The sequence below is a fragment of the Vannielia litorea genome, assembly GCF_019801175.1.
In the GTDB taxonomy this organism is placed as follows: Bacteria; Pseudomonadota; Alphaproteobacteria; order Rhodobacterales; family Rhodobacteraceae; genus Vannielia; species Vannielia litorea_B.
Map to the genome: position 1 here is coordinate 395,846 of NZ_JAHVJR010000001.1, position 25,594 is coordinate 421,439.

24 protein-coding genes are annotated in these 25,594 nt (G+C 66.1%); 10 read left to right on the plus strand and 14 right to left on the minus strand.

From position 1 onward, the window contains the following. Positions 1 to 18 precede the first annotated feature (18 nt). Positions 19 to 1,752 carry an ABC transporter ATP-binding protein gene (locus tag KUV38_RS01985; protein ID WP_315898583.1) on the minus strand — a complete coding sequence of 578 codons (1,734 nt, stop codon included), beginning with the start codon at positions 1,750 to 1,752 and terminating at the stop codon, positions 19 to 21. Further along, positions 1,749 to 2,444 (minus strand): tyrosine-protein phosphatase, encoded by a 696-nt coding sequence (locus KUV38_RS01990; protein WP_222468447.1) that lies wholly within the window; start codon positions 2,442 to 2,444, stop codon positions 1,749 to 1,751. Before KUV38_RS01990 ends, KUV38_RS01985 begins: the two co-directional genes overlap by 4 nt. 126 nt (positions 2,445 to 2,570) lie before the next feature. Between KUV38_RS01990 and KUV38_RS01995 the strand changes: the two genes are divergently transcribed. Continuing rightward, positions 2,571 to 3,761, plus strand: a complete 1,191-nt coding sequence (locus tag KUV38_RS01995) for a pyridoxal-phosphate-dependent aminotransferase family protein (RefSeq protein WP_222468448.1) — start codon at positions 2,571 to 2,573, stop codon at positions 3,759 to 3,761. 21 nt (positions 3,762 to 3,782) lie between these two features. Here KUV38_RS01995 and KUV38_RS02000 read toward each other — a convergent pair whose 3' ends face one another. Continuing rightward, positions 3,783 to 3,953 (minus strand): hypothetical protein, encoded by a 171-nt coding sequence (locus tag KUV38_RS02000; protein ID WP_222468449.1) that lies wholly within the window; start codon positions 3,951 to 3,953, stop codon positions 3,783 to 3,785. Between the two features lie 70 nt (positions 3,954 to 4,023). After that, positions 4,024 to 5,127: a pyridoxal phosphate-dependent aminotransferase gene (locus KUV38_RS02005; protein WP_222468450.1), complete on the minus strand. Its 1,104-nt coding sequence runs from the start codon at positions 5,125 to 5,127 to the stop codon at positions 4,024 to 4,026. Between the two features lie 99 nt (positions 5,128 to 5,226). On the opposite strand from KUV38_RS02005, the gene KUV38_RS02010 reads away from it, so the two are divergent. The 4 genes from KUV38_RS02010 to KUV38_RS02025 all read left to right on the plus strand — a co-directional run bounded on the left by KUV38_RS02010 (position 5,227) and on the right by KUV38_RS02025 (position 8,009). Continuing rightward, complete coding sequence (locus tag KUV38_RS02010) at positions 5,227 to 5,970, plus strand: alpha/beta hydrolase (protein WP_222468451.1); 744 nt, start codon at positions 5,227 to 5,229, stop codon at positions 5,968 to 5,970. Positions 5,971 to 6,120: 150 nt separating this feature from the next. After that, positions 6,121 to 6,687: a hypothetical protein gene (locus KUV38_RS02015; protein ID WP_222468452.1), complete on the plus strand. Its 567-nt coding sequence runs from the start codon at positions 6,121 to 6,123 to the stop codon at positions 6,685 to 6,687. Between the two features lie 51 nt (positions 6,688 to 6,738). Then, positions 6,739 to 7,167, plus strand: coding sequence for a VOC family protein (locus tag KUV38_RS02020; RefSeq protein ID WP_222468453.1), 429 nt, complete (start codon positions 6,739 to 6,741; stop codon positions 7,165 to 7,167). 131 nt (positions 7,168 to 7,298) lie between these two features. Further along, positions 7,299 to 8,009 (plus strand): alpha/beta fold hydrolase, encoded by a 711-nt coding sequence (locus KUV38_RS02025; protein WP_222468454.1) that lies wholly within the window; start codon positions 7,299 to 7,301, stop codon positions 8,007 to 8,009. 35 nt (positions 8,010 to 8,044) lie between these two features. On the opposite strand, the gene phaZ is transcribed toward KUV38_RS02025, so the two are convergent. Then, on the minus strand, positions 8,045 to 9,322 hold the full coding sequence (gene phaZ, locus KUV38_RS02030; protein ID WP_222468455.1) for a polyhydroxyalkanoate depolymerase: 1,278 nt from the start codon (positions 9,320 to 9,322) through the stop codon (positions 8,045 to 8,047). A 114-nt stretch (positions 9,323 to 9,436) separates the two neighbouring features. On the opposite strand from phaZ, the gene phaC reads away from it, so the two are divergent. From phaC to KUV38_RS02050, 4 genes are all read left to right on the plus strand, one after another. Continuing rightward, positions 9,437 to 11,224, plus strand: coding sequence for a class I poly(R)-hydroxyalkanoic acid synthase (gene phaC / locus KUV38_RS02035; protein WP_261385123.1), 1,788 nt, complete (start codon positions 9,437 to 9,439; stop codon positions 11,222 to 11,224). Positions 11,225 to 11,390: 166 nt separating this feature from the next. After that, on the plus strand, positions 11,391 to 11,843 hold the full coding sequence (locus KUV38_RS02040; RefSeq protein WP_222468457.1) for a Phasin: 453 nt from the start codon (positions 11,391 to 11,393) through the stop codon (positions 11,841 to 11,843). Between the two features lie 220 nt (positions 11,844 to 12,063). Then, on the plus strand, positions 12,064 to 12,657 hold the full coding sequence (gene phaR, locus KUV38_RS02045) for a polyhydroxyalkanoate synthesis repressor PhaR (protein WP_222468458.1): 594 nt from the start codon (positions 12,064 to 12,066) through the stop codon (positions 12,655 to 12,657). Between the two features lie 12 nt (positions 12,658 to 12,669). Beyond that, positions 12,670 to 13,857 (plus strand): hypothetical protein, encoded by a 1,188-nt coding sequence (locus tag KUV38_RS02050; protein ID WP_222468459.1) that lies wholly within the window; start codon positions 12,670 to 12,672, stop codon positions 13,855 to 13,857. 178 nt (positions 13,858 to 14,035) lie between these two features. Here the strand turns inward: KUV38_RS02050 and KUV38_RS02055 are convergent, their stop codons facing one another. Beyond that, positions 14,036 to 15,400: an aminotransferase gene (locus KUV38_RS02055; RefSeq protein ID WP_222468460.1), complete on the minus strand. Its 1,365-nt coding sequence runs from the start codon at positions 15,398 to 15,400 to the stop codon at positions 14,036 to 14,038. A gap of 126 nt (positions 15,401 to 15,526) precedes the next feature. Between KUV38_RS02055 and KUV38_RS02060 the strand changes: the two genes are divergently transcribed. Then, positions 15,527 to 16,492: a LysR family transcriptional regulator gene (locus tag KUV38_RS02060; RefSeq protein WP_222468461.1), complete on the plus strand. Its 966-nt coding sequence runs from the start codon at positions 15,527 to 15,529 to the stop codon at positions 16,490 to 16,492. A 99-nt stretch (positions 16,493 to 16,591) separates the two neighbouring features. On the opposite strand, the gene KUV38_RS02065 is transcribed toward KUV38_RS02060, so the two are convergent. The 8 genes from KUV38_RS02065 to KUV38_RS02100 form a co-directional block, all read right to left on the minus strand. Next, complete coding sequence (locus KUV38_RS02065; protein WP_222468462.1) at positions 16,592 to 17,776, minus strand: DegT/DnrJ/EryC1/StrS family aminotransferase; 1,185 nt, start codon at positions 17,774 to 17,776, stop codon at positions 16,592 to 16,594. Between the two features lie 355 nt (positions 17,777 to 18,131). After that, entirely contained in the window at positions 18,132 to 19,439 is a 1,308-nt protein-coding gene (locus tag KUV38_RS02070; protein ID WP_222468463.1) for an NAD(P)/FAD-dependent oxidoreductase, read from the minus strand. Further along, a complete protein-coding gene (locus tag KUV38_RS02075) occupies positions 19,436 to 20,791 on the minus strand; it encodes a glutamine synthetase family protein (protein WP_222468464.1) in 1,356 nt (451 codons plus the stop codon). The genes KUV38_RS02070 and KUV38_RS02075 overlap by 4 nt, the downstream gene beginning before the upstream one ends. Beyond that, positions 20,788 to 21,483: a type 1 glutamine amidotransferase gene (locus KUV38_RS02080; protein ID WP_222468465.1), complete on the minus strand. Its 696-nt coding sequence runs from the start codon at positions 21,481 to 21,483 to the stop codon at positions 20,788 to 20,790. The genes KUV38_RS02075 and KUV38_RS02080 overlap by 4 nt, the downstream gene beginning before the upstream one ends. A gap of 235 nt (positions 21,484 to 21,718) precedes the next feature. Continuing rightward, positions 21,719 to 23,023, minus strand: coding sequence for a glutamine synthetase family protein (locus tag KUV38_RS02085; RefSeq protein WP_222468466.1), 1,305 nt, complete (start codon positions 23,021 to 23,023; stop codon positions 21,719 to 21,721). Next, positions 23,020 to 23,829 carry an ABC transporter permease gene (locus KUV38_RS02090; protein WP_222468467.1) on the minus strand — a complete coding sequence of 270 codons (810 nt, stop codon included), beginning with the start codon at positions 23,827 to 23,829 and terminating at the stop codon, positions 23,020 to 23,022. The genes KUV38_RS02085 and KUV38_RS02090 overlap by 4 nt, the downstream gene beginning before the upstream one ends. An 88-nt stretch (positions 23,830 to 23,917) precedes the next feature. Then, positions 23,918 to 24,802, minus strand: coding sequence for an ABC transporter permease (locus KUV38_RS02095; protein ID WP_222468468.1), 885 nt, complete (start codon positions 24,800 to 24,802; stop codon positions 23,918 to 23,920). 47 nt (positions 24,803 to 24,849) lie between these two features. Continuing rightward, entirely contained in the window at positions 24,850 to 25,584 is a 735-nt protein-coding gene (locus KUV38_RS02100) for a transporter substrate-binding domain-containing protein (RefSeq protein WP_222470923.1), read from the minus strand. Positions 25,585 to 25,594 lie beyond the last annotated feature (10 nt).

Genomic DNA, 25,594 nt, shown 5'->3' on the forward strand with positions numbered 1-25,594 from the left:
GGGCGGAGACATAGGGCGCTAGCCTTCCTCGGCGAATTGCAGGCGATAGAGCTCGGCATAGGTGCCGCCGCGCGCTAATAGCGCGTCATGGGTGCCTTCTTCCACCACCCGGCCGGCCTGCATCACCACGATCTTGTCGGCATTGCGCACGGTCGAGAGGCGGTGGGCAATCACCAGCGTGGTGCGGCCCTGGCTGAGCGCGTCCAGCGCCGCCTGAACCACCGCCTCGCTCTTGGTGTCGAGCGCCGATGTCGCCTCATCCAGCAGAAGCACCGGCGCGTCGCGCAGCAGGGCACGGGCGATGGCAATCCGCTGGCGCTGCCCGCCTGACAGGCTGGAGCCGCGCGGCCCGGCGGGGCTTTCCAGCCCCTCGGGGAAGTCCTTGAGAAAGTCCGCCACATGGGCGCCTTCCAGCGCCGCATCGAGCCGCGCCTCCGGCACCTCGCGACCCAGCAGGATGTTCTCGCGCAGGCTGTCGTCAAACAGCAGCGCCTCTTGGCTCACCATAGAGAACTGGCCGCGCAACTCCGGCAAGCCGATCGCGCCAATCGGCGTGCCGCCCAGCGTGATCTGCCCGGAAGAGGGATCAACAAGCCGCGTCAGCAGGTTGAAAACGGTCGATTTTCCGGCACCCGACGGGCCGACGAGCGCGGTGGTTTCGCCCGCCTTCGCGGTGAGCGAAAGCCCGTTGAGCACCGGCGCATCGCCATAGCTCAGGCGCACGTCGTCAAACACGATATCCCCCGCCGGGGCCGCCTTGGGCGCGGCGGGCGAGGTCAGCGACGGCCGCACGTCGAACATCTCGCGCACCCGGCCAAGGCTCACCTGCGCGGCCTGCCAGACCCCGCTGATCTGCCCCAGCCGCCGCAGCGGCTCGAAGGCCAGCGCCATGGCGGTGAAGAAGCTCATGAACTCGCCAACCGTCTTGTCGCCGCCGATGATCTCGCGGCCGCCGTAGATCAGCACGGCGAAAAACCCGATGCCCGTCATCACGTCGATCAGCGCCGGAATCGCCGCGCGGCCCACCTGGTTGCGCACCTCCGTGCCCCTGCGCTCGGCGGCCAGACCGTCAAACCGGCGCGACTGGTAGTCCTCCAGCCGGTTCAGCTTGATCGGGTTGATGCCGTGAAACACCTCATCGAGCCTGACGGACATGTGCTGCGCCAGCTGCCTGTCCTTCATGGCGGTGCGGCGGATGAAGGCCTGCGCCAGCAGGGTCGGGGCCACCAGCAGCGGCGTGCCGATGAGCGCCACCAGCGTCCACTGCCAGTCGATCCAGAGCACCACCGCCAGCAGCGAGATCAGCGCCACCACGTCGCGCCCCAGCCCGGTGATCACCACATTGGACACCTCGCGCACGGCCCCCGTGTCGTTCGAGACCCGCTCGATCAGCGCGCCGGGCGGGTTGCGCCCGTGCCACGTGGTGTCGAGCCGCATCAGGTGGGCGACGAGACGGGTTTTCATCTTGAAAACAACGTTCGAAGCCACGCGGGCCAACAGCAGCTTCTGCCCCACCGAGGTGAAGGCGCGGATCAGGAAAATGGCCAGAATGCCAAGCCCCACCGTCCAGAGCGCGCCGCTTTCCCCGGCGATGAAGACGGAGTCGAACATCGGCTTCATCATGTAGCTGAGGAAGCCCAGCATCGAGCCTTCGATGGCCATGAGCATCCCGGCGAACACAAGCGCCGGCCAATGCGGCTTCAGGTAGCCCCGCCAAAGCCATCCAAAGGCTGTGTGCCGCGGTTCGCTCACGCGGCGTCCTTCCGGCTCCGCGCGGCAAAGCTGCGAGCCACCGCTTCCGGGTCGTATTTGGTCAGAAACCACTCCTCCGCCCCGATACCTGTGGCGATGTGATCGGCCTCCCACATATCTATGATGTGGTCGCAAACGCCGGTCTTGGTCCACTTCAGGTGCAGATAGCGCGGCGAGAGGTGTTTGCGGGCCTCCTCAATGGAGGATTTTTCAACAATCAGCTTATAGAGCACCGAGGCAAGGCCCGCCCGGTCCGCGCCGGACTTGCAGTGCATCACGAACGGCTTTTCAATCGTCTTGAGCGTGTGGATCAGGTTCAACATCTCCGCGCGAGTGGCTGGCCGCCTTGCATAAATCTTGGCCACCACGAGGTTCAGCCCAAGCTCCCGGCAGGCCTCTTCCTCGAACAGCCAGGGCGAAAAGCCGCTCTCCTGACCGCGCAGGTTCAGCACCGTGGTGATCCCCATCGCCTTGTACTTTTTCAACCTTTCGGGGCCGGGATGGTTGGAGCGATAAACCCCCTCGGCCACCTTGTCGAAGTTGGTCCAGAAGGTGCGCAGCCATGCGTGGTCGAAGAGGTGAAAGTGCCACTTCGCTTGCCGCCGCTTCTCGGGCGTGGAGATGTCATCGCCAAAGGAGGTGCGGATCGCCCGCTCCTTGCTCTTCAGCCATTTCTTCAGCCCGTCCAGCATGGGGCCCCTTTCCAACTGTTTCGCGGGGAATAGCCTCTGCGCCCTGTCCAAACAAGCGCGTGCGGTGTTGACGCCGCGCCGAGCGGGCATAAGGTGCGCGGCAACGACCCTCCCCGGAGCAAGCCCATGACCCTCGCCAACGGCCGCGAATACCTCGCCATCCCCGGCCCATCTGTGATGCCCGACCGTGTTTTGCAAGCCATGCACCGCGGTGCCCCCAATATCTACGAGGGCGCGCTGGCCGATATGGTCGATGCGATGATCCCCGATCTCAAGGCCGTGGCCCGCACGCAGCATCATGCCGCGATCTACATCTGCAACGGCCACGGGGCGTGGGAGGCGGCGCTGACCAATGTGCTTTCACGCGGTGACAAGGTTCTCGCGCTCTGCACCGGGCGCTTCACCCATGGCTGGGCCGATGTGGCGGAGAAGCTGGGCGCCGAGGTCGAGCGGCTGGACTTCGGCAATCAGGGCACGGTAGACCAGCCCGCCTTTGCCGAGGCGCTGGCCGCCGACAAGGACCACAAGATCAAGGCGGTGCTGGTCGCCCATGTCGATACCGCGACCTCCGTGCGCAATGATATCAAGGCTTTGCGCGACATTCTCGACAAGGCCGGCCACCCCGCGCTGCTCTGCGTCGACTGCATCGCCTCGCTCGCCTGCGACACCTTCGAGATGGATGCCTGGGGCGCTGATCTCATGGTCGCCGCCTCACAGAAGGGCCTGATGACCCCGCCGGGCCTTGGCTTCGTCTTCTTCAACGACCGCGCCGACGAGGTGCACAAGACCGCCGATATGGTCACCCTCTATTGGGATTGGACGCCGCGCGCGAACCCGCAGTTCTTCTACCAGTATTTCGGCGGCACCGCCCCGACCCACCACCTCTTCGGTCTGCGTGAGGCGCTGACCATGATCCACGAGGAGGGGCTGGAGAACGTCTGGGAGCGGCACCGGCGGCTTGCCGGCGCGGTCTGGTCGGCGGTCGAGGCCTGGGGGCAGGGCGGCCCGCTACGCTTCAACGTCGAGGATCCGGCACTGCGCACCCATGCCGTCACCGCGCTCTCCATCGGGCGCGAAAACGGCAAACGGCTGCGCAAATGGCTGGAGGCCAACACCGGCGTCACGCTCGGCATCGGCCTCGGCATGTATCGCCGCGACGATCCCGAGGGCGATGGTTTCTTCCGGATCGGCCATATGGGCCACCTCAACACCCACATGGTGCTGGGCGCGCTCGGCGCGATCGAGGCGGGCATGACCGCGCTCGAGATCGACCATGGCCGCGGCGCGCTGGAGGCAGCAGCCCGAGCCTGCGCCTGACGCTGCAATCGCGCGGCAGGCCTAGCGCCGCAGCCGCGCGATCAGCCGGTCGAGGGTAACGCTCACCAGCAGCACCGCACCCCAGCCCCAGAGCGCGGCCACGATCATGAACCCGAAGAACAGGGTGAACCCGGCGCTCACGAGGAACGGCACGGTATAGTCTTCAACCCGTCCGATGGGGCGATGGCGCATGGCTCTCTCCGGTTCTGGCCCAAGCCTAACGCCGGTCTAGCGCGCCACGAGTCTCATTTGCGTGAACGGCTCAGCCGATGGCCGCCAGTGCCTCGGGCAGCACCCGCTCGAACACGCTCAGCTCCGCCTCCGGTGCCGCCGAGATGCGGATGCACCGGTCCTGCGGGGCGGCAAAGGGCATCCGCACGAAGACGCCGCGCTTGCCCAGCTCCGCCACCAGCGCCTTGGCCCGGGTCACGCCGCCGTGGCAATCGAGTGTCACAAAGTTGGTCGCCGAGGGCAGGGGGGTGAGCCCATTGGCTTTCGCGATCCGTCCGATCCGCCGCTTGGCCGCCTCCACCTCGCCCTGCACGCGGGCGAGATGCGCGGTATCGGCCAGCGCGGCCAGCGCGCCGGCCTGCGCCACCCGGCCAAGGCCGAAGTGGTTGCGGATCTTGTTGAAGGCGTCGATCAGCTCGGGGTGACCCACCGCGTAGCCCACCCGCAGCCCGGCCAGCCCGTAGGCCTTGGAGAAGGTGCGCAGCCGCAGGATCCCCTCGTCAGACGGGTCCAGCTCCAGCAGGTCGTCCTCCGGCGCAAACTCCACATAGGCCTCGTCAAGCACCAGCAGGCAGCCCTCGGGCAGCGCGGCGCGCATCTCTGCCAGCGCATCGGCCCCGTGGAATGTGCCCATCGGGTTGTCGGGGTTGGCAAGGTACACCATCTTGGCGCCCACTTCCGCCGCCTTGGCCACAAGCGCCGCAGGGTCTTCGGCGTCGTCGCGGTAGGGCACCTTGTGCAGCACCCCGCCATAGCCCGCGACGTGAAAGTTGAAGGTCGGGTAGGCGCCGTCCGAGGTCACCACCGCATCGCCCGGCGCCACCAAGAGGCGGGCGAGGTAGCCCAAGAGCCCGTCGATCCCTTCGCCCGGCATCACCGCTTCAGGTGCCACACCGAGGTGGCTGCCGAGGGCGCGCCGCAGGTCGTGCATCTCCGGGTCGCCATACATCCACGCACCACGCGCCGCCTCGCCGATGGCGCGGATCGCTGCGGGTGATGGGCCAAAGCCGCTCTCGTTGGCACCCAGCCGCGCGTTGAACTCGCGGCCTCTGGCACGTTCCTGTGTTTCGGGGCCGACGAATGGCACGGTGGAGGGCAGGCCTTGGGCCAGATCGGTGTAACGCGGGTATCTCATGGGGCCGGATTTGCGCCGAAAATGCGCGCCGGGGCAAGAGGGTTGATGGGGCAGGTGGGCGACCGTAGGTTGGCCGCCAACGCTAGGGAGACAGCCGCAATGCCCGAATATCTCGAAACGCCCCAAGGCCGCCGCATCGCCTACCACCGCAGCGCGGGGGCGGGGCCGGGCGTGGTCTTTCTCGGCGGCTTCAAGAGCGACATGCAGGGCACCAAGGCGTTGCATCTGGAGGCTTGGGCAATGGCGCAGGGCCGCGCCTTCCTGCGGTTCGACTATTCCGGCCACGGCGAAAGCTCCGGTGCCTTCACCGAGGCCGCAATTGGCGACTGGGCCGAGGATGCCGCCGCCGCCATCACCGCGCTGACCGATGGCCCGCAGGTGCTCGTCGGCTCTTCCATGGGCGGTTGGATCTCACTGCTGATGGCCAAGCGGCTGGGCGCAAAACTCGCCGGCCTCGTCACCATCGCCGCCGCGCCGGACTTTACCGAAGACAGCATGTGGGCCGGCTTTTCCGAAGCGCAAAAGGCCGAGCTGGCCGAGGCCGGGCAAGTCGCGCTGCCCTCCGACTACGGCGAGCCCTACATCATCACCCGCCGCCTGATCGAGGAGGGCCGCCAACAGCTCGTGCTGCGCGATCCCCTGTCGCTGCCCTTCCCGGTGCGGATGCTGCAGGGCACGGCGGACGCCGATGTGAGCCAGGATGTCGCCCTGCGCCTCCTCGCCCACGCCACCGGCGACGACATCCGCCTCACGCTGGTCAAGGGCGCCGATCACCGCTTTTCCGCCCCGGCGCAACTGGCGCTGATCGAGCAGGCCGTGGCCGAGGTGCTTGCCGCGCTCTAGGCGTCGCCCCGGCTCAAGATGACGCCTTTGTAAAATCCACACCGCGCGGTTGCGCGCCCCCGCGCGGCTCACTACCTTCCCCCTTGCGGGAGAAATTTCGGCTCCCCGACCCATCCTGAAAATCCATTTCACATGACGAGTGAGTGACCCATGAACCACGAAGCGAAAAAGATCATGCTGCGCACCCTGACGCAGCAGGTCGTGGCCGAAACCATGAAGGTGCAGGCCGGGGCCTCGGTGAAGACGACCTCCACCAAGCACGGCGAGATCATGGAGAAGGTCGAGCGCTGGAAGAGCCAGCTCGAGATGATCCAGCGCGATCTGCGCTCGGCCGAGGGCTTCCTGACCCTCCGCTTCGGCAACCCGCGCAAACTGTCCTACCCCGAGCGCCAGTCGATGCGGTCGCATCAGGCCAACATCGCCGGTCTGCGCGAGCAGGCGGTGGCGCTGGCGCAAGCCATTGCCGATCTGCTCGGCGCGATGGTCGGCCCTGACCTCGCTTGGGAGCAATTCGCCAAGGCGCTCGAAAAGCTGGTCGAAGGCGGCGATGATCTGGGCCTCTCAGCGGGCGACAGCCAGGAGCTGACCGCCACAATCCGCCAGCTCGATCCCGGCGATGCGGGCGCACCCGGCTACACGCCTGCGCCCACCATGATCACCGATATCATCACCCTCTGCCTCGCGATGTACGTGATCATGACTCGCAAGAAGGGCTAGACGTTCACGCTTTGTTTGCCTACCTTGCAGGCAGCAAAGCGGGAGAACCTCATGGACCAGCGGATCAGCCTCATCACCCTCGGCGTGCGCGAGCCGGACAAGGCCGCAGCTTTCTACGAGGCGCTTGGCTGGCAGCGGGCCGAGGCGCCTGACGGGGTCATCGCCTTCGATCTCATCGGCGCCACTCTCGGCCTCTACCCGATCGAGATGCTGGCGCGCGACATGGGCGTGCCGGTCGAGAGCCTCGGCCACGGCGCCGCGACCTACTCCTACAACGTCCGCGAAAAGGAAGAGGTCGCCGCCCTGCTGGAGCGGGCCGAGGCTGCCGGCGCGCGGGTGCTGAAACCGGCGCATGATATTTTCTGGGGCGGCCACATCGGCTATTTCGCCGACCCGGAGGGCCACATCTGGGAAATCGCATGGAATCCGCATTCCCCGCTCGGGCCGAATGGCGAGTTTCAGTGGAACGGCGCAGCCTAGGCAGGCTGCCCCGGCGGCGGGTCTCCGCCCAGCCCACACGCTCTTGTGCCCTTGCAGCATCAGGGGCGCGGCGGTAGCCTCTGGCCCGAAGCCGCCCCCTGAGAGCGGCGCGAGGCAAGGACTGGCAGACAATGGCCGACCCCGTCGTATTCTTACCCGCGTTCATGTGCGATGCGCGGGCCTTCTGGCCGCAGATCATGAGCTTTTCCGCCAGCCGCGCGGTGCAGATCGGCTCGATGGCCCATGCCGATAGCATCGGCGCGCTCGCCCAGCGGGTCCTCGACGGCGCGCCCAAACGCTTTGTGCTCTGCGGCGTGGGGCTGGGCGGCATGGTTGCGATGGAGGTGCTCAATCGCGCGCCCGACCGGGTGAGCCGCCTCGCGCTGATCTCCACCACCGCGCTGCCCGAGCCGCCCCATGTGGCCGCCGACCGGGAGCCGGGCATCATCGGCGTGCGCAACGGCCGGCTGATCGAGGTCGCCAAGGCCCGGATCGAGGCCGCTGGCGTGGGCGATGTGGCGCATAAGGGAGAGGTCATCGAACTGATGCTCGACATGGCCGAGGCCCTCGGCCCCGATGTCTTCGTCCGCCAATCCCGCGCCCTGCAACGCCGCCCCGACCCCCAGCGCACCCTGCGCAAAGCCAAGCAGCCGGTGCTGGTGATGTGCGGCGAAGAAGATCACCTCTATGGCCCCAAGCGCCACGAGTTTCTCGCCGAGCTGATCCCGAATGCCGAGCTGAAGGTGATCTCCGGCGGCGGGCACTACCTCACGCTGGAGCACCCCTCTGCGGTGAACCACGCGCTAAAAGATTTCTTCGACGCGCCGCTCGTCTTGAGGTGAGGGCAGGTGGGCATTCTGCCCACCACCCGTTTCGCTTACGAGGCTTTCTTCACCACCCGCGGCTTGCTCGCCTTCTTCGCGTGGCGGCAGTTGGCGTCGATGAACTCCAGCACCAGAGGCCGGATGTTGTTACGCCAGCTGCGGCCCGCAAAGATGCCATAATGCCCGGCACCCGGCTCGAGGTGGCTCGCCTTCATGTTGTCGGGCAGGCCGGTGCAAAGCTCCAGCGCGGCCACGCATTGGCCGGGGGCGGAGATATCGTCATTCGCGCCCTCAACCGTCTTCACGGCCACATCGGTGATCTTCGAGATATCCACCCGCTTGCCATCGACCTCGAAGACGTTGCGGGCAATCTCGCGCTCCTTGAAGATCCGCTCCACCGTAGAAAGGTAGAACTCTGCGGTCATGTCCATTACGGCGAGATATTCGTCGTAGAACTTGTTGTGCCGGTCGCTCTCGCTGGCCTCGCCCTTGGCCACGGCCACCACCTGATCGGCAAAGGCCTTGGCATGGGTCTCGGAATTCATCGCGATGAAGGAGGCAAGCTGTTGCAGGCCGGGGTACACCAGCCGCCCGGCGCCGCGATACTTGAAGCCCACGCGCTGGATCACATGCTGCTCCAACTGGCCCATCGTGACCGAGCGGCCAAAGTCCGTCACCTCGGTGGGGGCGGCGCCCGGGTCGATCGGGCCGCCGATGAGGGTCAGCGTGTTGGGTTGCGCGTCCGGGTCTTCCTCGGCGAGATAGGCCGTGGCGGCCAGCGCGATCGGCGCGGGCTGACAGACGGCGATCACATGGGTGTCCGGCCCCAACTCGCGCAGAAAGTCCACGAGATAGAGCGTATAATCCTCGATGTCGAACTTGCCCTCGCTCACCGGAATGTCGCGCGCATTGTGCCAGTCGGTGATGTAGACTTCGCAATCGGGCAGCAGGCTGATGACGGTCGAGCGCAGCAGCGTGGCATAGTGGCCGCTCATCGGCGCCACGAGCAGCACCTTGCGCTCCTTTTCTTCCCGGCCCAGCACGTTGAAGTGGATCAGGTCGCCGAACGGGCGGGCCACCTCCACCTCGATGTTCACCAGATGGTCGCGGCCATCCTCGCCGACCACGTGGGAGATGTTCCAATCGGGTTTCAGCACCATCCGGGCAAAACTCCGCTCGGTCACCTCGCCCCATGCCGCCGTCATCGCGACGAACGGATTGGTCGAGAGCCCGAAGGCCGGATAGGAGTAAAGCGCCTTGGCAGACGCGCCAAGCCACTGGTTGGTGATGCGAAGCGCTTCCATCGCATCATAGCTCATCATGCTTTTCATCGCGCGCCTTTCTCTGCCCCTCGGCCCCTCCGTGCCGCTGGGGCAACATGCCGCTTGCCCCTCCCAAGCTTGCGGCGCTACCTTTTAAGGAGAAGTTAGGGGGGAATGCTTACCATGACAACTGACGAAAACGGCGCACCCGTCGATCCCTCCAAGCTGGAGGAGAACCTGGCGAAGATAGAGGCGCTTTCGCAACGTCTTGTTGCCGCCTTGAGCCACCAGCGTCAGGTCGCCCCCTCGCTGCAAGGCCCGTCGCCCGAGCTCTATGCCAAGGCCGCCGCGGCCTACTGGCAAGAGATGATGTCGAATCCCTCCAAGATCTTCGAGCAGCAGGTCAGCTACTGGGGCAAAACGCTCAAACACTACATCGACAGCGGCCAGCAACTGGCACACGGCAAGCTGCAACCGCCCGAAGATGCCTCCGGCACCGACCCGCGCTTCTCCTCGCCGCTGTGGCAAACCCACCCCTACTTCAACTACATCAAACAGCAGTATCTCTTCTCCTCGCAGGCCATCGGCAACGCCGTCGAGGAGCTCGACGGCATGGAGCCGGGCGACAAGAAGCGGCTGGAGTATTTCTCCAAGCAGATCGTAGACCTGATGAGCCCCACCAACTTTCTGGCCACCAACCCCGAGGCGCTGGAGCGCGCGGTGGAGACCGATGGCCAAAGCCTCGTCGACGGGCTGGAGAACCTCGTGAAGGATCTCGAGGATCATCACGGCGACTTCGTGGTCAACCTCGCCGACAAGGAGGCCTTCAAGGTCGGCGGCAACATCGGCACCACCGAGGGCGAGGTGGTGTTCCGCAACCGCATGTTCGAACTGATCCAATATGCGCCCGCGACCGACAAGCAATATGCCACCCCGCTCATCATCTTCCCGCCCTGGATCAACAAGTTCTACATCCTCGATCTGAAGCCGCAGAACTCGCTGATCAAATGGATCACCGAACAGGGCTACACGCTCTTTGTGGTGAGCTGGGTCAACCCCGATGCGGGCTACCGCGAGACCGGCATGAGCGACTACATCGAAGAGGGCTACCTGACCGCCCTGAATGAGGTGAAGGCGATCACCGGCGAGAAGAAGGTCAACGTGATCGGCTACTGCATCGCCGGCACCACGCTGGCGCTCACCCTGTCGCTGCTCAAGCAGCGCGGCGACGATACGGTCAAAAGCGCCACCTTCTTTACCACGCTCACCGACTTCTCCGATCAGGGCGAGGTGGGCGTCTTCCTGACCGATGATTTCGTCGACGGGATCGAGGCCGAGGTCACCGAGAAGGGCTATCTCGACAGCTTCTACATGTCGCGCACCTTCTCCTACCTGCGCTCGAATGATCTCATCTACCGCCCCGCGATCCGCAGCTACATGATGGGCGAGACGCCCCCGGCCTTCGATCTGCTCTACTGGAATGGCGATAGCACCAACCTGCCCGCCAAGATGTCGGTCGAATATCTCCGCAAGCTTTGCCAGGAGGACCAGCTGGCCAAGGGCGAGATCGAGCTTTGCGATGCCCGCCTCTCGCTGTCCGACATCGACGTGCCGGTCTGCGCCATCGCCTGCGAGACCGATCACATCGCCGCATGGAAGGCGAGCTATCGCGGCGTCCGCCAGATGGGCTCGAAGGACAAGACCTTCATCCTCTCCGAGAGCGGCCATATCGCCGGCATCGTGAACCCGCCGTCCAAAAAGAAGTATGGCCACTACACCAACCCCGACATGCCCGCCGAGCCGGAAGACTGGCAGGAGGCGGCGGAGTACAACGAGGGCTCGTGGTGGCCCCGGTGGGAGAGCTGGCTGCGCAAGCGCTCCGGCAAGCAGGTCGCGGCCCGCCAGCCGGGCGATTCCAGCCATCCTGCACTCGCAAAAGCGCCCGGAACCTATGTGATCGCGGCTAAATAGCTGTTTTTGCTCAAAACTAAATTTTTGCTGCAGTGCAGAAAAAGTCTTGAATTTCTGCACTGCAGCATGTATCTATCTTCTCGAAGACAACGCCAGAGGGTGCAACAGCGCATCCAAGGCAAACCCGAAGCAACCGGTGCCCGCCGCACCTGAAGGAGATAGACCCATGGCCAAAGCCGCAACCAACGACATGACCAAGATGATGCAAGACATGATGGCCGCGTTCCCCGTGGACGCCACCGCCATGCAGGACGTCTTTAAATCTTCCGCCGCCCTCGGCGAGAAACTCTCCGCCGTGGCTCTCGAAGCCGCTGCCACCTCCACCGAGATCTCCTCGAAGTGGACCAAAGAGACCATCTCGAAGGCCTCCGCCCTCACCAAAGTGAAGGACGAGCCCACCGACTACACCAAAGCCATGACCGATTTCGCTTCGGCCCAAGCCGAAATGACCGCCGAGAACATGGCCGCCTTCGCTGAAGTTGCGAAGAAGGTGCAGATGGAAACCGTCGAGCTGATGCTGGCCGCCGGCAAGGACTTCTCCGAAGAGGCCACCGCGGCCGTGAAGAAAGCCACCGCCGACGTGACCACCGCTGCCAAGAAAGCCGCTGCCGCCAAGTAAGGCGCCCGCAAGGCTGTAGCACACTCCCGCGCCCTTCCTCCTCCCTGAGGGCGCACTGAAATGGGCGGACCGCGCGGTCCGCCCATTTTCACTTGCCGGGCCGGGCCGGGTGGGCGGGGAGCGCGAGCGCGGGGCAGGGCGGTCCTGCTCTAAACGCTTTCTTTTTCAAAAATGCTGCACTACGCTCCCCTTCGCTGCACTGCAAAACGGGAGAACTTGCATGTCGGACGACAAGGCGCCGCTGCTTATCAAGCGGTACGCGAGCCGGCGGCTCTACAATACCGAAACCTCCGACTACGTGACGCTGGAGGATATCTCCAACTTCATCCGCGATGGCCGCGAGGTTCAGATCGTCGATCTGAAATCGGGCGATGACCTGACCCGCCAGTATCTTCTCCAGATCATCGCCGAGCACGAGAGCAAGGGCGACAACGTGCTGCCCACCGGCGTGCTCACCGATCTCGTCCGCAGCTACGCCAGTCAGGCCCAGTCCATCGTGCCCGCCTTCCTGCAATCCTCCTTCGAGATGCTGCAGAACGGCCAGAGCACGATGATGGAGAACATGACCAAGATGAACCCGATGGCCTCCATGCCCGGGTTCGACGCGATGCGCGCCCAGCAGGAGGCCTTCCTCAAGGCCATGACCGGCGGCATCGCCACCCCCTTCGGCTCCTCCGGCCCCGCGCCGGATGACGAGGGCGCCGCCCCCGCCGCCAAGCCCGCCGCGGGCAAAAAGGACGACGGCCAGGACCTCGACGCCATTAAGAGCCAGCTCGCCGCGCTTCAGGAGCAGCTCTCCAAGCTGGGCAAGTAAAAGCCCCGCACCTTGCCTGCCCTCGATCTCGCAGTTCTCGCCGCCGTGCTCCTTGCCGGCGGCGTTCTGCTCTGGCCCCGCATCGCCCGCGCCGAGGGCTGGCGCGCCACCGTCACCCCGCTGGCGTCGATCATCGGCTCCGGCTTTCTGGTGCTCGGCCCGCTGCTCGACCACGCCTACGGCGCATGGGCGCCCGCGGTCATGGCCGCGCTCTGCGCCCTCGCCTGGGGCTTCGGCGCCGCCATCCGCCGCAACATCGCCCGGATCGAAGAGGGGGAGCGCCCGGCGGCCGACAGCCATATCGAAACGCTGGCCTCATGGGCGCTGGCCTTCGCCTATGTCATCTCGGTCGCCTACTACCTCAACCTCTTCGGCAGCTTCGCCGTCAATCTCACCCCGTTTGACAGCCCGCTCGCCGCGCGCCTCACCACCACCGCCGCCTTTGCGCTGATCCTCGTCACCGGCTGGTCCCGCGGTTTCGCCGCGCTCGAAGGGATGGAGCGTTATGCCGTCACCCTGAAGCTCGCGATCATCGCCGGGCTGCTCCTTGGCCTCGCTGTGTACTTCACTGCCAAGGCCGGGGCAGGGGAGCTCATCGTCAAACCGGTGCAGCTCGGCCCCTGGCCCGCGCTCACCCTCGCGATGGGCCTCATCGTCACCGTGCAGGGCTTCGAGACTTCGCGCTACCTCGGCCAGAGCTACACCGCCCCGCGCCGCATCGCCTCGATGAAGCGCGCCCAGCTCATCGCCACGGCGATCTACATGGCCTACATCCTGCTCGCCGCCTACATCTTCCCGCCGGGCGAGATCGAAACCTCCGAAACCGCGATCATCGACATGATGCGCGTCGTCGCCCCCATCCTGCCGCCGCTTCTCGTCGCCGCCGCGCTTGCCGCCCAGTTCTCCGCTGCCGTGGCCGACACCGGCGGCTCCGGCGGCCTCGTGCAGGAACTCACCCGCGGCCGGGTCTCCCAGCCCGCAGCCTATGCGCTCCTCACCGCCGCCGGCCTCGCGCTGACATGGGGCTTCCACGTCTTCGAGATCATCGCCTTCGCCAGCCGCGCCTTCGCACTCTACTACGCCCTGCAAAGCCTTCTCGCCGCCCGCGCCAGCACCGGCTCCCGCGCCGCGCTCTTCTACACCCTCGCCGCCACCGGCCTCGCCATCGCGCTCCTCGGCCAATCCGCCGAAGCCGGTTAACCCGAAATCAAGGTTAACGGCGCCCTCGAAGAGCCCACCCCCGTGTGCATTTTCTTGCTCCAAATATCTCCGGGGGGTGTGGGGGGCTGGCCCCCCACTAAAAGCCGCGGTGTGGGGGGCTGGCCCCCCACTAAACGTAACGGGGCATGGGGGCAGCGCCCCCACTCCAACGCCAGCCTCAAGCGACCTCGGCAAACACCTTGCCAAGCGCCCCTTCGAGCTTCCCGAACATCTCCTCCATCTGACCCTCGGTCATGATGAACGGCGGGCACAGCACGATCGACTGCCCCAGCGGCCGGCAGATCAGCCCCTCGTCGGTGCAGGCATTGGCGATCCGCTCGCTCACCGAGAGCGACCCATCAAACGGCACCTTCCCGGCCTTGTCGGCCACCGCTTCCAAGGCCCCCATCAGCCCGCGCCCGCGCACCTCGCCGATGTTGGCCATCTCGCCGATCCGCGCCATCCCGGCCTCGAACATTGGTGTCAGCTCCCGGACCCGTTCGATCAACCCTTCCTCAAGGATCACCTCGATCGCCTTGAGCGCAATGGCGCAGCCCACCGGATGCCCGGAGGCCGTAAACCCGTGCGGAAACTCCTCGATCGCCTCGCTCGCCGCCTGCACGCGGTCCGCCAGTTCCGGCCCGAGGATCACCGCCCCCATGGGGAAGAACCCGGCAGTGAGGCACTTCGACGAGATGATCGCATCGGGCACGAACCCGTAGCTCTCGCAGCCCCACACAGCGCCCGTGCGCCCGAAGCCGCAGATCACCTCATCCGAGATCAGCGGGATCCCGTGCTTTTTCAGCACCTTCTGCACCGCCTGAAAATACCCCTCCGGCGCCGGGATCACCCCACCCGCGCCCATCACGGGCTCGGCGAAGAAGCCCGCAATCGTGTCGGCCCCCTCCCGCGCAATCACATCCTCAAGCTCCGCCGCCAGCCGGGCGACGAACTCATCCTCGCTCTCGCCGGGCAAGCCCTCGCGCCAGTAATGCGGGCAGGTCAGATGCAAAAACCCCTCCAGCGGCAGCCCGAAGACCTCGTTGTAAGGCTTGCCCGTCATCGAGGCACTCACAGCCGTCACCCCGTGATAGGCATTCTTCCGCGTCAAAATCTTCCGCCGATGCGGCTTGCCCTCGGCCCCGGCAAGGAACCAGAGCATCTTGACCATCGTGTCATTCGCCTCACTCCCCGAGTTGGTGTAAAACACCCGCCCCCGGTCAAACGGCGAGACCTCCACCAGCTTCTCCGAGAGCATCACCGTCTGGTCGCTCATCCGGCCAAAGAAGGCATGGTAGCCCGGAAACCGCGCATAGGCCTCCTGCGCCGCCGCCGTCAGCCCGGGGTGATCGAAGCCCGCCACCATGTTCCAAAGGCCGGAGTTGGCATCCAGATACCGCCGCCCATGCACATCCACCACATAGGGCCCCTCGCCGTGGGTCAGCACCACCGTCCCCCGGTCATGAATCGTGGGCAGATCGGTGAAGCCATAAAGGGTTGCGGCCTCTGCGCGGGCCTCCCAGCTTTGCGCGGCGTGTGACATGGTGCCTCCGGTGTCTCGGGTATCGTTCTGCCGCGACCCTGACCGAGTTGCGCAGCCTCCGCAATGGCCATAGCGTGCGCCCATCCACGGAGCCGCCTATGCCCGCCAACACATGACAGACGCGACATGACAGACAAGACGGGCCGCATCACCCTCTGGCAGGTCGAGGTCTTCCTCGCCACCGCCGAGGAGGGGGCCGTTTCGGCCGCCGCGCGGCGGCTCGGGGCGTCGGCCTCCGCTGTCAGCCAGCAGCTCACCGCGCTGGAGGGGGCCATGGGCGTGCCGCTGATGGATCGGTCAACCCGCCCCGTCGCCCTCACCCCCGCAGGGGAGGCGCTGAAGCGCCGGGCACAGAACATCCTCAACGAGGCGGCGGCAGCCCGCGCCGAAATTGCCGGCGGCGACATGGCCGCGCTCACCTCGCTGCGCCTCGGCATGATCGAGGATTTCGACGCCGACGTGACCCCCCGCCTCCTGAGTTCGATGGCCGGCGAGCTGGCCGCCTGCCAGTTCCTGCTCGAGACCGGCGCCTCCCACCACCTCTTCGACCTGCTCGATACCCGCACGCTCGATGTGGTCGTCGCCGCCGATATCGGCGCCGCGGCGGAGTGGATGGAGGTGCACCCGCTCCTCACCGAGCCCTTTGTTGTCGCGGCGCCCCCCGGCGCGGTGGACCCGGCGGCAGACCTCGCGGCCCAGCTGCAAAAACTGCCCCTCATCCAATACACCCAGCGCCACCTGATGGGCCGCACCATTGCCGACCATCTGGCCCGCCAGAACCTGCGACTCTCGCACCGCTTCGAGCTGGACAGTTATCACGCCATCATGGCGCTGGTGGCAGAAGGCGCAGGGTGGACGATCCTGACGCCCCTCGCATTGGCTCGCGCCCACCGCTTCCAGCAAAGCGCCGATATCCTGCCGCTCCCCTTCGCGCCGCTCTCCCGCACCATCTCGCTGAATGCCCGCGCAGGCGTGCTCTCCACCATGCCCGCCCGCATGGCCGCCAAGCTCCGCCCGCTGATCGACGAGCTGGTGGTCACGCCTTCTGTCGCCCGGCACCCTTGGCTGAAGGACGACCTGAAGCTGCTGTAGGTCGGGGCGTGCCCAAAGCTGGCATGACCGAACGGCCCGGCCCCAATGCAAAAGCGCCACCCCGAAGGATGGCGCCCCAATCTTCCGGTCGATCCCGCCTCACTCGGCGGCAATCGCGCCCTTCACATGGGCGGCGGCTTCCACCAGCGCATCGGAGATATAATCCAGCTCCGCATCGGTCAGCCGCGCGGGCAGGCGCACGTCGCAGGCGCGCATCAGCATCGCGCGGGTCTGCGGCAGCTCCGGCACATCGCCGAGGAACTGCCAGTTCCAGAACGCCCGCGCATTGTCTTCGCTCATCCCGAAAACCTGCACCTTCACGCCCCGCGCCGCGCTCGCCTCGGCAAAGCTGCGCACCTCGGCATCCGTGAGGCCCACGAGGTTGAACTGGATCGAGTCGGGCGCCCGCAGCTCCCCCTCCAGCGGCGGCGGCACGTCGAGCCAGGGGCTCATGTTGAGGCTGGCGGCCACCCGGTCATGCCCGGCGCGGCCATCGCGCACCCGGCGCGCCACCTCGCCAAGCTGCGGGCGGATCACGGCGGCGGAGAGGTTCTGCATCCGCATGTTGTAGAGCGGCAGCTTGTTCTGCCAGCGCTTGTAATGCGCCTCCAGTCCCATGTTCTTCTTCCAGGCGTGCTCATAGGCGCCGCTCATGATCACCGCGCGGGCCACCAGTTCGGCGTCATCCGTGATCAGGATGCCGCCTTCGCCCGCGTTCACCAGCTTGTAGCTCTGGAACGAGAAACAGCCGATCTTGCCGATGGTGCCGATCTTGCGGCCATGCCAGACGGTGCCGAGCGAATGGGCCGCGTCCTCCAGCACCGGGATACCGGCAACATCGGCCAGCGCCATGATCGCATCCATGTCGGAGGTATGGCCGCGCATGTGGCTGATCAGCACGCAATCCACGCCCGGCAGCTTGGCTTCGAAGTCGGCCAGATCGACCCGGTAGTTCTCGCCGACCTCGCAGAGCACCGGCTCGCAATCGGCATGCACCACGGCGGAGGGGACGGCGGCAAAGGTGAAGGCGGGGATCAGCACCTTGGCCCCACGCGGCAGGTCCAGCGCCTTCAGCGACAGGAACAGCGCAGCGGAGCAGGAGGAGACGGCGAGGGCGTATTTCGAGCCCATCAGCTCGGCAAACTCGCGCTCCAGCAGGGCCACGGGTGCGTTCTCCGGCGCGGTGTAGCGGAACAGGTCGCCCGATTGCAGCAGCCGGTCGATCTCGGCGCGTGCGGCCTCGGGGATGGGTTCGGCATCGTAGACGTTCGGAGCCTGTGTCATCACTGCGTACCTCTTTCAGGTTTTCTGAAATGCTCTTTCAGGAAACATGTAGCTGAAAGCGCAGGCACCCCCAAGTGAAATTTCGATAACAGACCCGTGGGTGGGAAAACGTTCCACGGGCGCACCGGTAGGTCGGGACTTGTCCCGACAGCGCCCCTCCACTTCGTGCAAGCCGGGCCGCGCCGTCCCGTGGGGTGGCGGTCGCAACCGCAGTGCATGCCACTTTATGGTGCAGTCGTCATCTTCACTCTGAGGTGATCCCCAGCCTCACCCAAGCGCCGCCCCGGGGGACGGGACGGCGCTGCCCGGCGCCTTACGGCGCGCACCGGGCAGGGGCACACCCCCACCACTCCCCTCAAACCCCGAGCCGGTCCCGCATCGCGTACCACATCATCGCCGCCGTGGTGATCGGCGTCCGTAGCAGCGGCCCGCCCGGAAACGGCGGGGCAGGGAGCTTCGCCATCAGGTCGAAATCCGCCACATCACCACCCACCGCGCGGGCCATGATCTCGCCCGCCTTGGTCGCCAGCGCCACGCCATGCCCCGAGTAGCCCCCGGCGGCCATCACCCCCGGAGCAGGCCGCATGAAGAGCGGCACCCGCTTCACCGTGATCCCCAGCGTGCCGCCCCAGCCGTGGGTGATCTTCACACCCTCCAGCTGCGGAAAGATCCGCTCCATCGGCCTGCGCACCTTGGCGGCGATATCGCGCGGAAAGCGATAGCCATAGCTCTCGCCGCCGCCGAATATCAGCCGCCCGTCACCGCTCAGCCGGAAGTAGTTGATCACGAACTTGCTGTCCGCCACCGCCACGTTGCGCGGCATCACCTCTGCCGCGCGGTCGCCCAGTGGCTCGGTCGCCACCACGTAGTTGTTGATCGGCATGACCCGGGCCTGCATCTTCGGCGCCAGCCCCTCCATGTAGCCATTGCAGCCAAGGATCACCTGATCCGCAATCACCCGACCCCGATCCGTGGCCACCAGCATCTGCCCGCCTTCCGGCGCGATCCGATGCACTTCGCTCATCTCATGCAGCTGCGCCCCGGCGGCCTCGGCCCCCCGCGCGAGGCCAAACGCATAGGCCAGCGGATGGATATGCCCCGCGACCCAATCCACCACGCCGCCCTTGTAGGCCTCCGTGCCGACAAAGCCGCGCACCCCGGCCTCGTCCAGCACCTCCTGATGCTCGTAGCCGTATTCGCTCCGCAGATAGGCCGAATAACTCGCCGCCTCCTCGGCCTCCTTGGCCTGCCAGAAAGAATGCAATACCCCCGGCTGCCAGTCGGCCTCCGGCGCCAACTCGTCCACCAGCGCCCGCACCAGCGCCACCGCCTCCTGACCGATCCGCCAGTAACCTTCGGCGGCGGCGCGGCCCAGCTTCGCCTCCAGCGCGTCCTGATGCATGTTCAGCCCCGGCGCGACCTGCCCGCCGTTGCGCCCCGAGGCGCCCCAGCCGACGCGTTGCGCCTCCACCAGCACCACCTTCGCGCCGGCCCGCGCCGCATGCAGCGCCGCCGAGAGCCCGGTGAACCCGCCGCCCACCACGGCCACATCGGCCCGCACCTCGCCCTTCAGCGCAGGGTAGGGGCCGGGGGCCTCAGCGCTCGCGGCATACCAGCTTGCGGCATGCTCCCCGCGCCTGCCGTTTGCGTAGAGCAGCCTCATACGTTCAGCAGCAGATGCTCGCGCTCCCACGGCGAGATCACTTGCATGAAGCCCTTGTACTCCAGCCGCTTCACCGCGAGGTAAACCTCGGCAAAGGCATCGCCCAGCACCTCCTTGAGCGCGGCTTCGGCATCGAACAGCTCCAGCGCCTCGCCCAGCGTGGTCGGCACCTCGGCCTCGGCGGTATAGGCCTCCGATTTCGCCTCGGCGCGTGGTTCCTGCTTCTCGCGCAGGCCCAGCAGGCCACAGGCCAGCGAGGCGGCAATGCCGAGGTAAGGGTTGCAGTCCATCCCCGGCAGGCGGTTCTCGATCCGCCGCGCCTCGGGGCCGGAAACGGGCACGCGCAGCCCGGTGGTGCGGTTGTCGCGCCCCCATTCGAGGTTGATCGGCGCGGAGTAGTCCGGCACGTAGCGGCGGTAGCTGTTCACATAGGGCGCAATCACCGCAATCGCGGCGGGCATATACCGCTGCAAGCCGCTGATGAAATGCCCGAAGGCCGCGCTCTCGCTGCCGTCCTCGTTCGAAAAGATGTTTCGCCCCGTCGCGCGCTCCACCACCGAATGGTGAATGTGCATCGCGCTCCCCGGCTCATCCTGAATCGGCTTGGCCATGAAGGTGGCATAGCTGTCATGCCGGAAGGCCGCCTCGCGGATCATCCGTTTGAAGTAGAAGATCTCGTCGGCCAACAGCACCGGGTCTCCGTGCCGCAGGTTGATCTCGATCTGCCCGGCGCCGCCTTCCTGCAGGATGCCGTCGATCTCGAAGCCCTGCGCCTCGGCAAAATCATAGATGTCATCGATCACCGCGCCGAAGTCGTCGATGGCCGCCATCGAATAGGCCTGCCGTGCCGCCGCCCGCCGCCCGGTCCGGCCCATCGGGGGCTGAATCTCGTGCCCCGGGTCCACGTTGGGCGCCACGAGGTAGAACTCCATCTCCGGCGCCACCACCGGCGTCAGCCCCATCTCCTCGTAGAGCGCCACGATGCGCTTGAGCACATTGCGCGGGGCCACCGGCACCGGGTTGCCTTGCTGGTCGTTGATATCGTGGATCACCTGCAGGGTGATATCCGCCGTCCACGGCGCCGCCGTGGCGGTGGAGTAATCGGGGGTCAGCACCATGTCGGGCTCGGTGAAGGGCTGGTCTTCGAGGTCGGCCCATTCGCCGGTGATGGTCTGCTGAAAGATCGAGTTGGGCAGGTAGAAGTGGCTCTGCCGGGCGAACTTGCTCGCCGGGGCCGCCTTGCCCCGCGCCACGCCCGCCAGATCGCCGACGATGCACTCCACCTCGTCGAGCCTGCGCCCCTCGATATAGGCCCGCGCGGCTTCAGGCAACTGGTCGCGATAATCCTTCATGCACCGGCCTCCTGCCAGTCGCGCTCGGCCTTGAAAAAGTCCGCGATGTCATTGCCGAGCCGGGCGTTGTCCACCGGGGCCTCCAGCATTTTCTGGGCATAGGCCAGCCGCGCCTCGGGCACCGCGCCGCCGCGCACGTTGATCAGACCCTGAATCATCTTGCTGTCGAACTCCGGATGCGCCTGCACGCTCAGGATCTTGTCGCCATAGAGAAACGCCGCATGCTCGCAGAATTTGTTGGAAGAGATCGTCGCCGCCTCCTTCGGCGGCTCCACCACCTGATCCTGATGCCACGCGTTCAGCGCCACCACCTCGTTGCCCCAAAGATACTCCTGCCGGCCCACGCCCCAGCCCTTCTCGCTCAGCTCAACCTTGCCCCCCAGCGCCTGCGCGATCACCTGATGGCCAAAGCAGATGCCCACCATCGGCTTTGGCGCGGCGTAGACCGCACGGATGATCTGCTCCAGCGGTTCGATCCACGGCTCGTCCGAATAGGCCGCATAGCGCGAGCCGGTCACGAGCCACGCGTCGGCGGCGTCGATCGAGTTCGGAAACTCCATGTCGCAGACCGCCCAATGCGCGAACTGAAAGCCGTGGCCCTCCAGCAGCTTGGCGTAGATTTCGGGGTAGTCGCCCGTGTGCGGTTGCAGCTCGGGCGGGATGTGGCCGCATTGCAGAATGCCGATGAGCATGGGGGCCTCCTTCTGGCTGGCTAGACGGTATTCTCCGCCGCAGGGGGCCGCAAGCGGTGTTGGTGGGCGTCGGTGATTGGAGGGTGCCAACCTACCAATCTGAGCGCTAGCCGTGCAGCGCCGCCCCGTGGGGCGGGACGGCGCTGCACGGCGCCTGCGGCTTGATTCCGTGCAGGTTCTCCGTGTCACCGGTGAAACGCAACTTCACACAGTTGGTTGGGTACCAACCCACCCCTCACACCGTCTCCAGACAGAGCAACACCAGATCGTCCCGCGCCATCCCCTCGCAGCGCCGCAACTCCTGCCGCTTGGTCCGGGTGAAGCAATCAATCAGCCTCGGGTGGAAGATCTCCGCAATCTCCGGGCTCTCGTCAAAAGCATCGATCGCGCTCTCCCAATCGGTCGGCAGCGCGGGCAGATCCTGCTCATAGGCATTGCCCTTGATCGGCTCGGGCGGCACCGCGCCTGCCTCCATCCCGTTCATCGCTGCCCCCAGCACGGCGGCCAGATGCAGGAACGGGTTCGCATCGCCCCCCGCCACCCGGTGCTCGATCCGCCGCGCCCTGCCCGGCCCAGCGGGGATGCGAATGGCCGCCGTCCGGTTCTCATAAGCCCAGCTGGCCTGCACCGGCGCATGGGCGCCCGGCACCAGCCGCTCGTAGCTGTTGGCATGGGGCGCGAAGATCAGCATCGAGGCGGGCAGGGCGGCAAGGCACCCCGCCACTGCGCTCCGCAACAACTCGTTGCCCTGCTCCGAGCCGTCGTCGAACACGTTGCGCCCGTCTTCATCCAGCACCGAGAAATGCACATGCAGCCCGTTGCCGGTGTCATCCTCGAAGGGCTTGGCCATGAAGCTCGCGGCCATGTCATGTCGCCGCGCCAGCCCCCGCGCCAACTGCTTGAAGGCCCACGCGCTCTCTGCCGCGCGTCCCGCTTCTTCGTGGGTGAGCGATAGCTCGAACTGCCCCACGCCCGCCTCGCTGATCGCTGCCTCGGCAGGGATGCCCATCGCCTCGCAGCCGTCATACAGATCGGTGAAAAAGTCGTCGAAGGCATCGAGCCCGAGGAGCGAGTTCACATCCGCCCGTCGCACCCGCCGCCCGGTGCGCGGGCTGATCGGCGCGCTCAGCGTGCCGTCCACATCGTCGAGCAGATGAAACTCCATCTCGAAGGCCGCCTGCACCCGCCAGCCCTTGGCCGCATAGCGCTCCAGCACCCGCCCCAAGGCCCGCTGCGGGCACCCCTCGAAGGGCTCGCCGCTCTGCAGATGCATCCGCATCAGCCACAGCTCGCTGGGCCGGTCGATCCACGGCAGCGCCAGCGGGCCGCGCGGGGAGGGGCGCAGCACGCCGTCCCGGTCGCCGCTCTTGAACACCAGCGGGCTGTCCTCGATGTCCTCGCCCCAGAGGTCCACGTTCAGCACGCTCAGCGGCAGCCGCGCCACGCCCGCCTCCAGCTTCTCTGCATAGCTTGCGGGCACGCGCTTGCCGCGGGCCTGGCCGTTCAGGTCAACGGCGCCAAACCGGATTGTCTCGCTCATCGGATCAACTGTGGTCTCAGCCGGAACTTCGCCCGCTTCTCCTGCGGCAAATGCCGGTTCAGCCGCCGCCCGATCAGGGTGTAGACCCCGATGATGCAAAGCGTGAGCAGGATGAAATAGAAGGCGAGGATCGGGTAGGGGATGAAGGGGTTGAAGGTCTTGTCAGCAAAGTAACTAGCGTAATAGAGCGCATCTCCCGCCTGCTGGCGCGCCGGGAACCCGCTGAAAAACACCAGCGTCGTGGTGTGAAAGAGAAAGATCGCCTCATTGGTATAGGCCGGCCAGCCCAGCCGCAGCATCGTCGGAAAGGTGATCCGCCGGAACCGCATCCAGCCGCTCAGCCCATAGGCATCCGCCGCCTCGATATCGCCCTTCGGGATCGACCGCAGCGCGCCATAAAAGATCTCGCCCGAATAGGCCGAGGTGTTCAGGAACAGCACGATCACCGCCCCCAGCCAGGCCGAGGTGAAACTGTCGAAGAACGGGTAACTGCCCTTCAGCGACAGGAAGAGGAAGTAGGCAAAGAAACACTGGATGAAGAACGGCGTGCCCCGGAAGAGCAGGATGAACCATTCCGCCGGCTTGCGCAGCCAAGGGTTGGCCGAGGCCTTGCCGAGCGCCACCGCGATGGCCAGGAAGAACCCGCTGCACAGCGCCATCAGGCCAAAGTAGATGTTCCAGAACAGCCCGGAGCCGATCAGCACGAAATGCTGGCACAGGGTAAAATCCGAGCGCGGCAACAACCGCTCCCCGTAGCCCAGTGAGCGGAAGGCATAATCAGCGATGGTCTGCGCACATTCGCTCATACTCGGGGCCTCCGCAGGAGGCACCGCGTGCGCGAAAGCGGTCGCGCAGCGACTGCGTGCGGCACCCGGTTGCAGTTTACGCGACCCGTCATGCGTTTGCCTTCCTCTGCGCTTCCCCGGCCGCCGTGGCCTGACCGCGCGAGAGCCGCGCATTCAGCCGCCTCAGCACCACCTCGGAGAGCCGGGTGAAGCCGAGGTAGAAGACCAGCAGCGCCAGAAAGTACCACATCCGCCAGTCGCCATGCGGATAGTCAGAGAACCGCGCGGTCTTGGTTCCACCGAGCTCCCGCGCCCAATACACGATGTCTTCGATCCCGAGCAAAAACAGCAGCGGCGTGGCCTTGATCAGCACCATCCACGTGTTCGACAGGCCGGGCAGGGCATAGACCCACATCTGCGGCACCATCACCCGCCAGAAGCTCTGGCGCCGGGTCATGCCATAGGCCTCCGCCGTCTCCATCTGCGCTCGCGGCACCGCCCGCATCGCGCCAAAGATCACGTTGGCCGCAAAGGCCCCGAAGACGATGGCAAAGGTCAGGACGGCGAGCAGAAAGCCATAGGTCTCATGCTGCCACTCCGGCGCGGTGCCAAGCGGCAGCTTCGCGGCGGGGCAAACCAGAAAGTCGTTGCCCTGACGGATCGGGTCGGTCCACTCCGGGCATTTGATCTTGTGCCGGCCCCATTCGAAGAACTGGTCCAGCGCGATCACGAAAAACAGGAAGAAGGCCACATCCGGCACACCCCGGACCACCGAGATGTAGCCCTTGCCGATCCAGCGCAGTGGCGCGATCAGCGAGCGCGCGGCCATCGCGCCCAGAAAGCCCATCAGCAGGGCCGAGGGGGCGGCCAGCGCGAGCAGCAGCAGCACCTTCCCGAAGGCCCAATAGAACGAGAAATGCACCCCCGTCGTGAGGTAGCAGCTCAGCCATCGCAGGCCGGTGAGCGTTTCGGGGTCGGTGCAGTAGGAAAACATAAATCAGGGCGGGCCGGCCCCCGCAGAGGCCGGCCCCATGTCTCAGATCACTCGTAGGTCTTGGCGTCGTCGCCGAACCACTTGGTGATCATGGTGTTCAGCGTGCCGTCTTCCTTCATCGAGGCGATGGCGGCATCGAGCTTTTCCTTCAGCTCGGTGTCGCTTTCGCGCAGGCCCACGCCCACGCCGCCGCCCAGCGGCACGTCATCGCCGACGAACATCAGCTCGGCGTTCTCTTCGACGAGCGGCACGAGGTAGTCCTTGTCGGCAAACACCGCATCGGCCTCGCCGTTGCGCACGGCAGCCACGGTCTCCTCGGGGGTGGCGAACTCCAGCAGGGTCGCGCCGCCCTCGGCGATGTGGGCCGCCTGAATGGTGGCGGTCTGCGCGGCGATCACGCCGCCTTCGAGGTCCACATCCTCGGAAGCTGCGGCAAAGGCGCTGTCCGACGGCGGGGTGTAGTTCTGGGTGAAGTCGATCACCTCGTCACGCTCGGGCGTGATGCTCATGCCGGCCATGATGATATCGTAGTTGCCGCTCACGAGGTTGGGGATGATGCTGTCCCAGTCGTTCTTCACCCACTCGCAGGTCAGCTCGGCGCGCACGCAAAGCTCGTCGCCCAGCTCCTTCTCGAAGCCGTCGATCTCGCCGGCGTCATTGATGAAGTTGAACGGCGCATAGGCGCCCTCGGTGCCGATCCGCACGGTCATGGCATGGCTCTCGGCAAAGGCGGCGCCCGCCGTCATCGCCAGGGCGGTGCCCAGGGTCAGGATGGATTTCATCATTGGATTT